This window comes from Sphingomonas paucimobilis NBRC 13935 (assembly GCF_000739895.2).
Taxonomy (GTDB): Bacteria; Pseudomonadota; Alphaproteobacteria; order Sphingomonadales; family Sphingomonadaceae; genus Sphingomonas; species Sphingomonas paucimobilis.
Genome location: NZ_BBJS01000013.1, coordinates 67,526 through 80,770, shown reverse-complemented (window position 1 = coordinate 80,770; position 13,245 = coordinate 67,526). Strand labels below are relative to the sequence as shown.

Here is a 13,245-nt window from a genome sequence, read left to right as displayed (position 1 = left end):
TCAAACCATCGGCGGCGCGAGGCGGGCAAAGCCCTCCTGCTGCCGGTAGGGGGTGTACGGATAAGGCGGGAGTACGTCACTCGCGGTGTCGAGCATCGACACCTGCTCGGCCGTCAGCGCCCAGCCGACCGCGCCGAGATTGTCGTGCAGTTGGGCCTCATCGCGCGCGCCGATGATGACCGACGCCACGGTCGGCCGCCGCAGCAGCCAGTTGATCGCGACCTGCGGCACGGTCCTGTTCGTCTCCGCCGCCACCGCCCCCAGCGCATCGACGACGCGGTAGAGATGCTCGTCCTCGACCGGCGGCGCGAACTGAGCCGTCTCATGGAGGCGACTGCCCGCCGGGATCGGCCGTCCGCGCCCGATTTTGCCGGTCAGCCGGCCCCAGCCGAGCGGGCTCCAGACCAGCGCGCCGACACCCTGATCCGCTGCCAGCGGCATCAGGTCCCATTCATAGGCCCGGCCGATCAGCGAATAATAGACCTGATGCGCGACGAGGCGCGGCCAGCCGTGACGATCGGCCAAGCCTTGCGCCTTCATGATCTGCCAGCCGGGATAGTTGGAGACGCCCGCATAGCGGACCTTGCCGTCGGCGATCAGCCGGTCGAGCGTGCCCATCACCTCCTCGGTCGGCGTGGAGACGTCGAAGGCGTGAAGCTGGAGCAGGTCGATCCGGTCGGTGCCCAGCCGCTGCAGCGCCGCCTCGACCGCGCCGATCAGCCGCGCCCGCGACGCGCCCCAGTCCTGCGGGCCGTCGCCCATCGGCAGGCCGGTCTTGGTCGAGATCAAGACGGCATCGCGACGACCCTTGATCGCTTCGCCCAGCACCTGTTCCGAGGCGCCATCCGAATAGACGTCGGCGGTGTCGAACAGCGTGACTCCGGCGTCGAGACAGATGTCGACCAGCCGCCGCGCCTCGGTGGCGTCGCTTGTGCCCCAGGCGCTGAACAGCGGCCCCTTGCCGCCGAACGTGCCCGCGCCGAACGACAGGGCCGGAACGCGCAGGCCGGACGATCCCAATTGCCGATATTCCATGACACCTCCTTTCCCGAATGTCATTGTCAGGCGCATAGATGGACGGTGAAGCAGCGTGGCGGAACCGTCCGTCGGTGCAAAGGATCTATGCCTTGGACGCAAAGGTAGCTGGCAACGACGATCGCGCCCGGTCGCTTGCCTTGTTCGCGAGCGTGGTGGAGGAAGGCAGCTTCTCCGCCGCCGGTCGCACGCTCGGGCTGACGCCCTCGGCGGTGGCGCGCGCGATCGACCGGATCGAGGCGCGGCTGGGCGTACGGCTGCTGCTGCGCTCCACCCGCGCGTTGACGCTGACCGCCGAGGGGCAAGCCTATCTGCTTGCGGCGCGGCGCATCCTCGCCGATCTCGACGACGCCGAGCAGCAGATCGCCGATCAGGGCGCGCCGCGCGGACGGCTGCGGATCAGCGCGGCGCTGGCGCATGGCCGGTTGTGCGTCGTGCCTCTGCTCGGCGATTTTGCGCGCGCTTATCCGCACATCCTGATCGACATCGCACTGACGGACACGCTGGTCGATATCGCAGCGGGTCAGGTCGATGTCGCGATCCGCTTCGGCCCGCTCGCCGACAGCGGACTCACCGCCCGCAAATTGTCCGAGGCGCGACGGGTGATCGTGGCGTCGCCCGACTATCTGGCGCGGGCAGGCACGCCCAGGGTTCCGGAGGACCTGCACGCCCATAACTGCCTCAACTTCAACTTTCGCCGCGCCGAACCGATCTGGCCCTTCCGCCGCGACGGGAAGGATTTCGCGCTTAGTGTCGAAGGCGGCATCGTCGCCAACAATGGCGAGACGCTGGGTCATCTCGCCGCCGCCGGGGTCGGCATCACCCGGGTCGGCCGCTTCAGCGTCGCGGCCGAGATCGCCGACGGGCGGCTCGTGCCGTTGCTTGAGGACTATAATCCAGGCGACGTCGAGTTGATCCACGCGGTCTTCGTCGGGGGCGCCACCACGCCTGCACGGGTTCGCGTGTTCGTCGACTTCCTGGTCGAGCGCCTAGCCAGCCGGTTCGAGTAGCGGGCGCGACACGGTCTTTTCCAGAAAGGCGTACAGCCGGTCGTCATCGCTCATCGCGACGTTGAAGCGCATGTGATCGCGCCAGCCGCCGTTGGGACTGAACACCGGCCCCGGTGCGAGTACGATACCTTCCGTGATCGCCCGCCGGGCAAGCGCAACGGCATCGACGCCATTGGGCAATCGCGCCCATAGGAAGATGCCCGCCGCCGGATTGGTCCATGGCTCGATACCAATGGCCCGGAGACGTTTCGCGACACGGGCGGTCGCGCGGGCAAGCCGGGTACGAACGCCGTCGACATGACGCCGATAGCTGCCATCGGTCAGCACCGCGTGCAGCAGGTTAGCGGCGAGCGGACTGCCCGCCATCGACGTCGCGATCCGCAGGTCGGCCAGCCCGTCGATCCAGTCGGGTCGCGCCGCGATATGGCCACAGCGCACCGCCGCCGACAGCGATTTCGAGAAGCTGCCGATGCGGATCGTCCGGTCGAGGCCGTCGAAGGCCGCCAGTCGTGGCGACGGCGTGTGCTCGAAGTCGGCGAAGATATCGTCCTCGACGACGACCATGTCATGGGCCTCCGCGATCTTGAGCAGCCGGTGCGCGGTGGCGGCGGCGAGCGACGCGCCGGTCGGGTTATGAACGCCCGAGTTCGTGAGATAGAAGCGCGGCCGATGCGTCGCGGCGGCCTCGGCGAAGATGGCGACGTCCGGACCGGTCGGTGTCATCGGCACGCCCACGACCTTGGCGCGGTGCGCCCGTAGAAGCGCCAGGAAGTTGAAATAGCACGGGTCGTCGACCAGCACGGTATCGCCCGGCTGAAGCAGGAAGCGGCACACCAGATCGAGCGCATGGGTGCCGCTGTCGGTCAGCAGGATCTGGTCGGAGCCGGCTTCGATCCCCTGATCCGCCATCCGCCTCGCCAGCAATGCCCTGAGCGGGGGCGAACCCAAGGGGGAAGCATAGCCCGCCAGCGTGCCGTTCTCGTCGGATCGCGCCGCCCCACGCATCGCCTTGCGAAGGGCATCGCCCGCCAGCCAATCATCGGGCAGCCAGCCGCATCCCGGCATGATTTCGTTCCGCCGCTCGCCCAGTGACTGGCGCAGCATCCAGAGCGGATCGACCTCGCGCTCCTTCGTGCTGGCCAGCCGATCCAGCGCCAGCGGGGCCAAGGGCGCGGCAACATAAAATCCCGATCCCGGTCGCGACCGGATCATGCCCTCGGCCGCGAGGCGATCATAGGCCTCGACCACCGTCGAGCGCGCGACGCCGCTCGTCTCGGCCATCGCGCGGATCGACGGCAGCCGGGCGCCCGGCGTCAGCGTGCGGGCGTCGATTCGGTCGCGGATCGCGCGGACCACCATGCCGGTGCGGGTTTCGTCGGGGGCGCTCGCCATCGTACTGCCAATCTCACCAATACAGTTCGGCATGATCGTACCGATGTGTATCTGTCAGCGCCAGTTGTCGCGCGATAGGACCAGCCATCATCAACAGGAGATGCCCGTGACCCGCCCCTTTCGCCTCGTCGACGTATTCGGCACCGATCCGCTGACCGGCAACCCGCTGGCCGTCATCGCCGATGCCGATGGCCTGACGACGGACGAGATGCAGGCGATCGCAAGCTGGCTGAATTTTTCGGAGACGACCTTCCTGCTGCCGCCGACCGATCCGTCTGCCGACTATCGGGTACGCATCTTCACCATGGCGCACGAACTGCCCTTCGCCGGGCATCCGACCCTGGGCAGTGCGCATGCGTGGGCGGAAGCGGGCGGACAGTCGAAGCAGGACGGCGTGATCGTGCAGGAATGCGGCGTCGGGCTGGTGACGATCCGACGCGATGGCGACCAGCTTGCTTTTGCCGCCCCACCGTTGCTGCGCGGCGGCACGCCGACCGAAGCCGAGATCGCTCAGGTCGCAGAGTTGCTGCGGATCGACCGCTCGGCGATTGTCGATTCCGCCTGGGCGGATAATGGCCCCGGCTGGATCGCGGTCATGCTGGAATCTGCCGAGGCGGTGCTGGCGGTCGAGCCGGCGCGGTACCACCCCGAGCATATCGACATCGGCATCGTCGGCCCGCACGCCCCCGGTGGCGAGGTGGCGTTCGAACTGCGCGCGCTCTTCACCGGCGCGCATGGCGGGCTGATCGAAGACCCGGTGACCGGCAGCCTCAACGCGTCCGTTGGCCAGTGGCTGTTCGCCAGCGGTCGGGCCAGCGGCAGCTATGTCGCCGCGCAGGGGACGCGCCTCGGCCGGAGCGGGCGTATCCATGTCTCGCAGGATGAGACCGGCCAGGTCTGGGTCGCGGGTGCGACGCGGACGCTGTTCTCCGGACGAACGCAAGGGTGATGCAGGTCGCGGTCCTGACCTTCGACGGCTTCAACGAACTGGATTCGTTCGTCGCCGCTGCGATCATCAACCGGCTTCGCCCGCATGGCTCGGCCGCGCACATCACCGCACCGACGGAGACGGTGACGTCGATGAACGGCGTCACGGTCCAACGCCAGCGGCCGCTCGAATTCCTTGAGGAGGCGGATGCGGTGCTGATAGGCAGCGGTGCCCGCACGCGGGAGATCGCCGCCGATCCGGCGATGCTTGCCCGGCTTCGGCTCGATCCCACGCGGCAATTGATCGCGGCGCAGTGTTCGGGGACGCTGTTGTTGGCTAGGCTCGGCCTGATCGGCGATCTGCCAGCCTGCACCGACCTCACCACCAAGCCGTGGGTGGTGGAGGCCGGTGTTACGGTCATCGACGCACCGTTCGCCGCTCATGGCAATGTCGCGACGGCGGGCGGTTGTCTGGCGGCGCCCTACCTCGCCGCGTGGATGATCGCGCGCGGAGGGAAACCCGAACTGGCGCGCGAAACACTTCGTTACGTCGCGCCGGTCGGCGAGAAGACGCGCTTCGTCGACCATGCCATGGCGATCGTCGCGGGCGAGTTGGCATTCGCCTGACCCGCCCGCGCGCTTAGCTCGTAGGAACCCGCGTCGAGCTTACCCCTGCGGGCTGTCCCAGCCTTCAAGGACGATCTTGCCCCGCGTGGTCGCGCTCTCGATCCGACGGTGCGCCTCAATCAGATTGGCGGCATTGATCGGGGAGAGCGTGTCGGTCGCCGTGGTGCGAATGCGCCCTTCGTCCACCAGTTCGGCCACCGTGTTCAACAGTCGACCCTGCTCGCCGACGTCCGGTGTGTCGAAGAGCAACCGGGTGAACATCAATTCCCAATGTACCGACACCGCCTTGCGCTTGAAGGCGACGATGTCGAGGCTGGCGGGATCGTCGATCAGCGCGAAGCGCCCCTGCGGCGCGATCAGCTCGGCGATATCGGCCAGATGGCGATCGGTATGGGTGGTCGAGAAGACGAAGGCGGGCGCGCCGATCTCCAGCGCGGCGATCTGCGGTGCCATCGGCCGGGAATGATCGATGACATGATGTGCGCCGAGGTCGCGCACCCAGCCTTCCGTCTCGGCGCGCGAGGCGGTGGCGATCACGGTCAGGTCGGTCCGAGCACGCGCGATCTGGATCGCCGCGGAACCGACACCGCCCGCGCCGCCGATGATCAGGATGGCGCGGGCGCCGCCGGCCGGTTGGTCGTCGACCTTCAACCGGTCGAACAGGGTTTCCCAAGCCGTGATGGCCGTCAGCGGCAGCGCCGCCGCCTCTGCGAAGCCGATGCTGCGGGGGCGATGGCCGACGATCCGCTCGTCAACTAGCTGATATTCTGCATTACTGCCGTCGCGCATCAGGTCGCCCGCATAGAAAACCTCGTCACCCACCTTGAAGCGGGTAGCCTCTGGGCCGACCGCCTCGACGATGCCCGCCGCATCCCAGCCAAGAATGCGCTCGTCACGCCCGTCGAATGGCGTGGCGCCGGTGCGAACCTTCGCATCGACCGGGTTCACCGAGATGGCACGAACCGCAACCAGGATGTCACGCCCGGTCGGAGCGGGCCGTGGCAGCTCTATGTCGATCAGGGCTTCGTCCCGGTCAATCGGGCCGGGCTGGCGATAGGCTATGGCGCGCATGGGTCTTGCTCCTTTTGCTAACGCACGCGAGATAGGGACGGTGTCAGCTTATGTCGTAGGCACAAAAAACGCTCATAGTGTCAAAAAGGATACTATCCCGATGGCGAAAGCCCGTCACTCCCGCCTCGACTGTACCCCAGGCTGCGCCGTCGAAGCGGCGGTGAGCCTGATCGACGGCAAGTGGAAGGCGGTGATCCTCTACCATCTTCAGGACGGGCCGACGCGCTTCAACGAACTGCGCCGCCGGGCTGGTGACGTGACACCACGCATGCTGACCAATCAACTCCGCGAATTGGAGATCGACGGCCTGATCGAGCGCGAGGTCTTCGCCCAGGTGCCGCCACGCGTCGAGTACAGCCTGTCCGATCGCGGCCGATCCCTGTCGCCGATCATCGCGGCGCTGAAGGAGTGGGGCGACGCGAACATGGATCTCTTCGCGCGGCGGTGAGCATCCGGCCGATGTGCCGATGACGGTCGCCGACGTCGCCCAAGCTGCTCCGCCCCGGAATTCGTCCCACATTTCGCCCAGATTGGAAAATGTCGGATAAACGACGGATTTCCGCCGCTATCGCGCAGCGTGTTCACATCCTGTTCCTCTTGCAGTAAAGGGTACGCATGGCGGTGCGCAAGATCATCCACGTCGACATGGACGCCTTCTACGCGTCGGTGGAGCAGCGCGACGATCCATCGCTGCGTGGCAAGCCGGTCGCGGTCGGACATGCCGCCGCGCGGGGCGTGGTAGCGGCGGCCAGCTACGAGGCGCGCACGTTCGGCGTTCGCTCCGCTTTGCCTTCGGTCACGGCGCTCCGGCGCTGTCCCGACCTGATCTTTGTGCCGCCGCGCTTCGAGGTGTACCGCGACGTCTCGCGCCAGATCCATAACGTGTTCGCGCGCTATACCGACCTGATCCGGTCCGTCCTGCCGACCCCGAAGAGGATAAGGCTGGTCCGCGTGACGATATCGAACTTCGTCGAGGCCAAGGCTGCGGCGTCGGCCGAATTGCCGATCTTCGCAGAGGCGGTGGCGTGATGCTCGACCTGTTCGATGCGCCGTTCCTGCCGGGGCTCGCCACGCGGGCGAACCTAATCACGGCGAATGAGGAACGCATGCTGATCGAGCGGATCGACGCGACCGATCTCGAACCGTTTCGCTTCCAGGGCTGGACGGGCAAGCGCCTGACGACGTCCTTCGGATGGAGCTACGACTTCGAGGTCGGGCGCCCGAAGGACGCGCCGCCCATGCCGGACTGGCTCGTCTCCATTCGTGACCGGGCGGCCAATTTCGCCGGGCTCGCGCCCGAGGCGCTGATCCAGGCGCTGCTCATCCGCTACGACCCGGGTGCCGGGATCGGCTGGCATCGCGACCGGCCGATCTACGGCCATGTCCTCGGCATCTCCTTGGGCGAACCGGCGACGATGCGCTTCCGGCGTCGGCGCGCCGATGGCTTCGACCGGGTGTCCGTGCCGCTCGATCCGCGGGGCGGCTATCACATGAGCGGACCCGCCCGCCACGACTGGGAGCACAGCATCGCGCCGATGAAGCATCCGCGCTGGTCGATCACCTTTCGCAGCCTGGCGGAGCATCGGTGATCGGTAGAAGCAATTTTATCGTTCCCGCCCCATGGCCGACGATCAGCAATGCTGGTTAACCGCACTCGTCGAGAACGCCGTGAGGCTAATGACATACCCTTTCGGCAGGTGTCGACCAGCGCCAGCCGATCACGTTCACTCGGCCGGACGTCTGGTCCCGCCATTAGCTGCCAGTTGACCTGATCAAGACCAGTGAACCATCTGTAAACATAGTCGATCACGACTTCGGGAACATCGAAGAAATTCAAACGCAATGCCAATTTCCTTCGAACGACATCTTGTCGCAGACCGGCAAGAGCCAAGGGCGAGGTTTTATTTGCTCACCGGCTTTTGCAGGCAATATCGCCTGTAAACGAGGCGCACGCCATGCATGTCCTCATATGCCACGGGTGAGGAGACTTGAATATGATTTCGACGCGCCCCGCCATCGCAACAACAGCGGCGCGCGTCGAAAATTCATGGCCTTGCTCAGCACTGCGTGGGACGGGCGAGTATCGGGTTCAGACGTTCGCGGCATACTCGTCCGAGCATCGACGGTCCCGTCCACCGAGGTGGCCGGTTATTGGACTTAAGCCGTTGCACCGCCATCAATGTTGAGCGTCGTGCCGGTGATGTAGCTCGCATCCGGCCCGGCGAGGAACGCGACCGCGCCTGCGATCTCCTCGACTTTGCCATAGCGGCCGAGCGGGATCGCTTGCAGCACCTGTCCGGCGAACTCGCTGTCGGCCGGGTTCATGTCGGTATCGATCGGCCCCGGCTGCACGGTGTTGACCAAGATGTTGCGTGGGGCGAGGTCCTTAGCCCAGCCGCGCGCTAGCGCCGCCACCGCCGCCTTGGTCGCACTATAGACCGTGGTCGCGGGGAAGGCCATTTCGCCCGAGATGCTGCCAATCAGAATGATCCGGCCGCCGTCGCGAAGATGTGGCAATGCCGCGCGGGTACCGACGTGCAGGCCCTTCACGTTGACGCCGAACTGACGGTCGTACGTCTCGTCGGTGTCCTCGGTGACGGTGGAAAACTCAGCCACCCCGGCATTGTGGATCAGGATGTCGATACCACCCAGGGCAGCGGCGGCCTGTTCGACGCCCGCCCGCTGTGATGCCGGATCGGCGGCGTTTGCCTGGAAGGCGAAGGCGGTGCCGCCCGCGCTCTCGATCGCCGCCACCGTGGCATCGGCAGCGGCCTTGTTGCCGGCATAGGTAATCGCCACGGTCGCGCCATCGGCTGCCAGCCGCTTGGCGATGGCCGAGCCGATCCCGCGCGATCCACCGGTGACGAGCGCTGTCCTGCCCTGAATCGACATAGATATTCTCCAAAAATGCTGGCCCGCGATACGCCGTCGTGCGCTGTCGGCAGGCGGTAAATGGGATGACGCTTCAACAGTTCAAGAATACCGAACTATTAAAATGGAGGTGGTGCCCTATATCGGTTATATGGCCCGCTTTACTCACCCCCGGCTGGAGGACGTTCCGCTCGATCTGGCGCTGCACGCGCTGGCCGATCCCAACCGGCTGGCCATGGTGGCGCGGCTTGCCGCAACCGAGCGGCTGAGCTGTACCGATGCCGCGCCGTGCGAGTCCATTCCGAAGAGCACGCTGTCCAACCATCTGAAGCTGCTACGCGCGGCGGGGCTGATCGAGACGACGCAGGCCGGGCGTGAAATGATCAACACGCTGCGCCGCGCCGAATTCGACCAGCGGTTTCCCGGTCTGCTCGACGCGGTGCTCTCCAACCGGCCGGCCTGATCACCGCCCGATTGCGTCAAGCTCGGCCAAGGCGTCGTCAGGCAGCGTCAGCGAGGCCGCGGCGAGGTTCTCCTTAAGGTGCGCCACCGACGAGGTGCCGGGTATTAGCAGAATGTTGGGCGACCGCTGAAGCAACCAGGCAAGCGCCACCTGCATCGGCGTCACATTCAGCCGCGCCGCCACATCGGAGAGCGCCGCCGACTGGAGCGGGCTGAAGCCACCCAGCGGGAAGAAGGGGACGTAGGCCACGCCTTCCGCCGCCAGCGCATCGATGAAGGGATCGTCATCGCGGTGCGCAAGGTTGTACTGGTTCTGGACGCCGACGATCGCGGCGATGTCGCGGGCTTCCTCGAACTGGGTCGGCGTCACGTTGCTGAGCCCGATATGGCGCACCAGCCCCTGACGCTGCAGGTCCGCCACCGCCTTGAGCGGCGCGGCCAACGATCCTTCCGCCGGGCCGTGGACGTCGAACATCAAGCGCAGGTTGACCACATCGAGCGCCTCCACCCCGAGATTCGTTAGATTGTCCTCAACCGCACGGGTCAGTTCGTCCGGTGCGAATGCGGGCAGCCAGGACGCATCGTCACCACGCCGTGCGCCGATCTTGGTCACGATCAGCAGGTCGTCAGGATAGGGAGACAGCGCTTCGCGGATCAGCCGGTTGGTAACGTGCGGGCCGTAGAAGTCGCTGGTGTCGATGTGGTCGACGCCGGCCTCGACCGCGGTGCGAAGCACCGCGAGCGCTGCATCATGGTCGCGGGGCGGTCCGAACACGCCGGGTCCTGCGAGTTGCATCGCGCCGTAGCCGAGCCGCTTCACGTGGCGGCCGGCAAAGAAATAGGTGCCTGCCTGGTCGATCATCATCGTATCTCCTGTGCTGACATCGAGATACGACTTGCGGATCTTGGCGATAAGCCGGAGTGATCCGCACGGGCTGTACGGAAAACCGAACGATGAAGGCGGACCTTGCCGATCTCAACGCGTTCCTGGCGGTCGCGCAGGCACGCGGGTTTCGCGATGCGGCGCGCACCGTCGGGTCGAGCGCCTCGACGCTCAGCGAAGCGGTACGGCGGTTGGAGGCGCGGCTGGGCGTCCGGCTGCTCCATCGCACCACGCGCAGCGTTGTGCCGACCGAGGCGGGGACGCGGCTGATCGAGCGGCTGGCGCCCGCGCTGGGCGAGGTGAAGGCGGCGCTCGACGTCGTGAACCTGTTCCGCGACCGGCCGGCGGGCACGCTCAAGCTCAACGTGCCGGTCAGCGCGGCGCGGCTGGTGCTGCCGCCGATCCTGCCCGGCTTCCTCGCCGCCTATCCCGACATTCAGGTCGAGATCGTCGCCGAGGACGGCTTCGTCGACATGGTGGCGTCGGGTTGCGACGCCGGCATCCGCTATGACGAGCGGCTGGAGCAGGACATGATCGCGGTGCCGATCGGCCCGCGCGTCCAGCGTTTCGCGACGGCGGCGGCCCCGGCCTATCTCGACGCACGCGGACGGCCCGACCATCCACGCGACCTCCTCGACCATGCCTGTCTACGCGGCCGGTTCAGCAGCGGTGCGCTCACCAGCCCTTGGGAGTTCGAACGCGACGGCGAGGTCATACGGATCGAGCCGCAGGGACCGTTGATCGCCGGTGTCGCAGGTGCAGTGGAGCTGCTGGTCGATGTGGCGGTGGCGGGCGGAGGGATCATCTACCTGTTCGAGGACTGGCTCGCGCCGGCGTTAGGGAGCGGCACGCTCGAAGCGGTGCTGCCCGACTGGTGGCAGTCCTTCTCCGGCCCGTTCCTCTATTATTCCGGCCGCCGCCTCGTGCCGCCGCCGCTGCGTGCGTTCCTCGACTTCATCCGCAGCTAGAGCATCGCGAGCGGCTCGGGGCCGCGTGGCTGCGGAAACAGGTCGTCGAGGCGTCGTAGCTCGGCTTCGGACAGTATGAGGTCCAGCGCCGCCCGGTTGTCGCGCACATGGGCGACGGACCCGGCCTTGGGAATGGGGAGGATGCCGTCCCGCGCCAGCAGCCAAGCGAGAGCGAGTTGTGCGGGCGTGGCATCGCGCTCGGCAGCCATCCGGGTAAGGCCGCGATGGGCGACCAGACGACCTTGCTCGACCGGGCTATAGGCCATGACCGGCATGCGATGCTGCGCAAGCCAGGGGACGAGGTCGTATTCCGGACCACGGCGGGTCAAGTTGTAAAGGATCTGGTCAGTCTGGCAGCCCTCGCCGCTGCTCGCAACGAGCTCCGCCATGTCATCGGTGTCGAGATTGCTGACGCCCCAGCGCAAAATCTTGCCCGCCGCGACCAGTCGCTCCATCGCCTCGACCGTCTCGGCCAGCGGCACGTTGCCGCGCCAGTGCAGCAAGTACAGGTCGAGCCGGTCGGTACCGAGCCGTTCGAGGCTTGCTTCGCAAGCCCGCGGCAACCGGTCGCGCGAGCCATTCTGGGGATAGGCCTTGCTGACGAGGAACACCTCGTCGCGCACGCCCGCGATCGCCTCGCCGACCAGGCGTTCGGACTCGCCATCGGCATACATCTCGGCGGTGTCGATCAGGGTCAGGCCGAGCGACAGTCCCTCGCGCAACGCGGCGATCTCATCCGATCGGCGGGCGGAGTCTTCCGCCATCATCCAGGTGCCTTGGCCCAGCGCGGGGACGGTCGTACCGTCGGGAAAGCGGATCGTCTTCATGCAGTGGTCAACGTCCGATGTGGCGGATCGGACCAAGGGCTGTTCGGAAGCGTTCGGCCGTTGGAGGCAGGAAGGAACGCGGCACCATGCAGCTATACGGCACACCGGGTTGGGGATCGGCGATCGTGGAGGCGATGCTCGCGTTGGTCGGAGAGCCATACGAATTCGTCGATGTCGAAAACTTCGATCGTCCAGGCGACGCGCAGGAGAGGCTCGTCGCAGTCAATCCGCTACGCCAGGTCCCCACCCTGGTGCTAGACGATGGCGAGGTGCTGACCGAAACCGCCGCGATCGCGCTGTGGCTGGCGGATCGACATCCGGGGCTGGTCCCGACACCGGGAACGGTCGCGCATCGCCGCTTCCTGCGCCTGCTGATCTGGATCGTGGCGAACGTCTATCCGACCTTCACCTATGGCGATTACCCGGAGCGTTGGGTGCCCTCCGCACCGGATGAACTCGTCGCCGCGACCAACGCCTATCGCGAACGCCTCTACCAGTGGCTGGAGGATCAGGTCGTCGGCCCCTACCTACTGGGCGAGCAGCCATCGGCGCTGGATTGCTACGCGGCGGTGATGATCGACTGGCGGCCGCGGCGCGAATGGTTCGCCCGGAACACACCACGGCTGTTCGCCGCCGCCCGGCTGATGCGGCGCGACCCGAGGTTGGCGACCGTGATGAGGCGGAACAGGCTGATGGTCGACTGACAATCGTTGCCGGCCACGTGCCTACAGAAATCTAGTTGCTTTCAGCGTTCATAGACACAAACCAAAAAATCACCATTGCACATTGCACCCGTGGCGGTGACTGCGCGCTAGGGTAATTAAATACTTAGCAAGCAGATTTACTGGGATAGGAATCATGCCGTTCAGCTATGTAGGTTTCATTGCCTTTATAATGTTCCTTCGCTGGCAGAAGAAGATCCTTCTTCAAGGCATGAACACGGCGCGTAGGCAACCATCTTCCTTGTGCTTGAACATGTCATAGCCTTTTGGACCATCCTCCAGCGAAAACCGGTGCGTCGCGAGCGACGCCGGGGTCAGTTCGCCGCGCTGCGCGTGTTCCAGCAGGCGGGGGACAGAGGCTTGCCCGTGTTGCTGCGCGGCGGCGGAATGGGGGATCGGCTTCGCTGCCGCACCGATATTCAACCGGATCGGCATGGCCTCATCATGTGC

At 66.2% G+C, this 13,245-nt stretch carries 15 protein-coding genes and 1 pseudogene; 9 read left to right on the top strand and 7 right to left on the bottom strand.

Annotated features, from left to right (window positions below; genetic code table 11):
- The gene (locus tag SP6_RS04520; protein ID WP_007404325.1) at nt 1–1,035 is read right to left on the bottom strand and encodes an aldo/keto reductase; all 1,035 of its coding nucleotides are present in this window, start codon (nt 1,033–1,035) and stop codon (nt 1–3) included.
- 92 nt (nt 1,036–1,127) lie between these two features.
- On the opposite strand from SP6_RS04520, the gene SP6_RS04515 reads away from it, so the two are divergent.
- On the top strand, nt 1,128–2,045 hold the full coding sequence (locus tag SP6_RS04515; protein ID WP_007404448.1) for a LysR family transcriptional regulator: 918 nt from the start codon (nt 1,128–1,130) through the stop codon (nt 2,043–2,045).
- On the opposite strand, the gene SP6_RS04510 is transcribed toward SP6_RS04515, so the two are convergent.
- The gene (locus SP6_RS04510) at nt 2,025–3,437 is read right to left on the bottom strand and encodes an aminotransferase-like domain-containing protein (RefSeq protein WP_007404478.1); all 1,413 of its coding nucleotides are present in this window, start codon (nt 3,435–3,437) and stop codon (nt 2,025–2,027) included. The genes SP6_RS04515 and SP6_RS04510 overlap by 21 nt on opposite strands.
- 106 nt (nt 3,438–3,543) lie before the next feature.
- Between SP6_RS04510 and SP6_RS04505 the strand changes: the two genes are divergently transcribed.
- Together SP6_RS04505 and SP6_RS04500 are read left to right on the top strand one after the other, a co-directional pair.
- Nucleotides 3,544–4,386 carry a PhzF family phenazine biosynthesis protein gene (locus tag SP6_RS04505; RefSeq protein ID WP_007404262.1) on the top strand — a complete coding sequence of 281 codons (843 nt, stop codon included), beginning with the start codon at nt 3,544–3,546 and terminating at the stop codon, nt 4,384–4,386.
- The gene (locus tag SP6_RS04500; RefSeq protein ID WP_007404470.1) at nt 4,386–4,991 is read left to right on the top strand and encodes a DJ-1/PfpI family protein; all 606 of its coding nucleotides are present in this window, start codon (nt 4,386–4,388) and stop codon (nt 4,989–4,991) included. The genes SP6_RS04505 and SP6_RS04500 overlap by 1 nt, the downstream gene beginning before the upstream one ends.
- Nucleotides 4,992–5,030: 39 nt before the next feature.
- Here SP6_RS04500 and SP6_RS04495 read toward each other — a convergent pair whose 3' ends face one another.
- Complete coding sequence (locus SP6_RS04495; RefSeq protein ID WP_007404305.1) at nt 5,031–6,062, bottom strand: zinc-binding alcohol dehydrogenase family protein; 1,032 nt, start codon at nt 6,060–6,062, stop codon at nt 5,031–5,033.
- A 100-nt stretch (nt 6,063–6,162) separates the two neighbouring features.
- Here SP6_RS04495 and SP6_RS04490 point away from each other — a divergent pair, with 100 nt between their 5' ends.
- The 3 genes and pseudogenes from SP6_RS04490 (at nt 6,163) to SP6_RS04480 (ending at nt 7,651) form a co-directional block, all read left to right on the top strand.
- Nucleotides 6,163–6,510: a winged helix-turn-helix transcriptional regulator gene (locus tag SP6_RS04490; protein WP_037568201.1), complete on the top strand. Its 348-nt coding sequence runs from the start codon at nt 6,163–6,165 to the stop codon at nt 6,508–6,510.
- A 167-nt stretch (nt 6,511–6,677) separates the two neighbouring features.
- Nucleotides 6,678–6,974: pseudogene (locus tag SP6_RS04485) on the top strand (Y-family DNA polymerase); the annotation flags it as partial.
- A gap of 116 nt (nt 6,975–7,090) precedes the next feature.
- A complete protein-coding gene (locus tag SP6_RS04480; RefSeq protein ID WP_007404391.1) occupies nt 7,091–7,651 on the top strand; it encodes an alpha-ketoglutarate-dependent dioxygenase AlkB in 561 nt (186 codons plus the stop codon).
- Nucleotides 7,652–8,219: 568 nt separating this feature from the next.
- Here the strand turns inward: SP6_RS04480 and SP6_RS04475 are convergent.
- Nucleotides 8,220–8,954 (bottom strand): SDR family oxidoreductase, encoded by a 735-nt coding sequence (locus SP6_RS04475; RefSeq protein ID WP_007404459.1) that lies wholly within the window; start codon nt 8,952–8,954, stop codon nt 8,220–8,222.
- Between the two features lie 130 nt (nt 8,955–9,084).
- Between SP6_RS04475 and SP6_RS04470 the strand changes: the two genes are divergently transcribed.
- Complete coding sequence (locus tag SP6_RS04470) at nt 9,085–9,396, top strand: ArsR/SmtB family transcription factor (RefSeq protein WP_037568244.1); 312 nt, start codon at nt 9,085–9,087, stop codon at nt 9,394–9,396.
- Here the strand turns inward: SP6_RS04470 and SP6_RS04465 are convergent, their stop codons facing one another.
- Nucleotides 9,397–10,257 carry an aldo/keto reductase family oxidoreductase gene (locus tag SP6_RS04465; protein ID WP_042468609.1) on the bottom strand — a complete coding sequence of 287 codons (861 nt, stop codon included), beginning with the start codon at nt 10,255–10,257 and terminating at the stop codon, nt 9,397–9,399. It abuts the gene before it with no gap.
- 92 nt (nt 10,258–10,349) lie between these two features.
- Between SP6_RS04465 and SP6_RS04460 the strand changes: the two genes are divergently transcribed.
- Entirely contained in the window at nt 10,350–11,246 is an 897-nt protein-coding gene (locus SP6_RS04460; RefSeq protein ID WP_007404350.1) for a LysR family transcriptional regulator, read from the top strand.
- On the opposite strand, the gene SP6_RS04455 is transcribed toward SP6_RS04460, so the two are convergent.
- Nucleotides 11,243–12,073 (bottom strand): aldo/keto reductase, encoded by an 831-nt coding sequence (locus SP6_RS04455; RefSeq protein ID WP_007404431.1) that lies wholly within the window; start codon nt 12,071–12,073, stop codon nt 11,243–11,245. The genes SP6_RS04460 and SP6_RS04455 overlap by 4 nt on opposite strands.
- Before the next feature lie 86 nt (nt 12,074–12,159).
- On the opposite strand from SP6_RS04455, the gene SP6_RS04450 reads away from it, so the two are divergent.
- Nucleotides 12,160–12,777, top strand: a complete 618-nt coding sequence (locus SP6_RS04450) for a glutathione S-transferase family protein (protein WP_007404335.1) — start codon at nt 12,160–12,162, stop codon at nt 12,775–12,777.
- A gap of 222 nt (nt 12,778–12,999) precedes the next feature.
- On the opposite strand, the gene SP6_RS04445 is transcribed toward SP6_RS04450, so the two are convergent.
- Complete coding sequence (locus tag SP6_RS04445; RefSeq protein ID WP_037568198.1) at nt 13,000–13,230, bottom strand: hypothetical protein; 231 nt, start codon at nt 13,228–13,230, stop codon at nt 13,000–13,002.
- Nucleotides 13,231–13,245 lie beyond the last annotated feature (15 nt).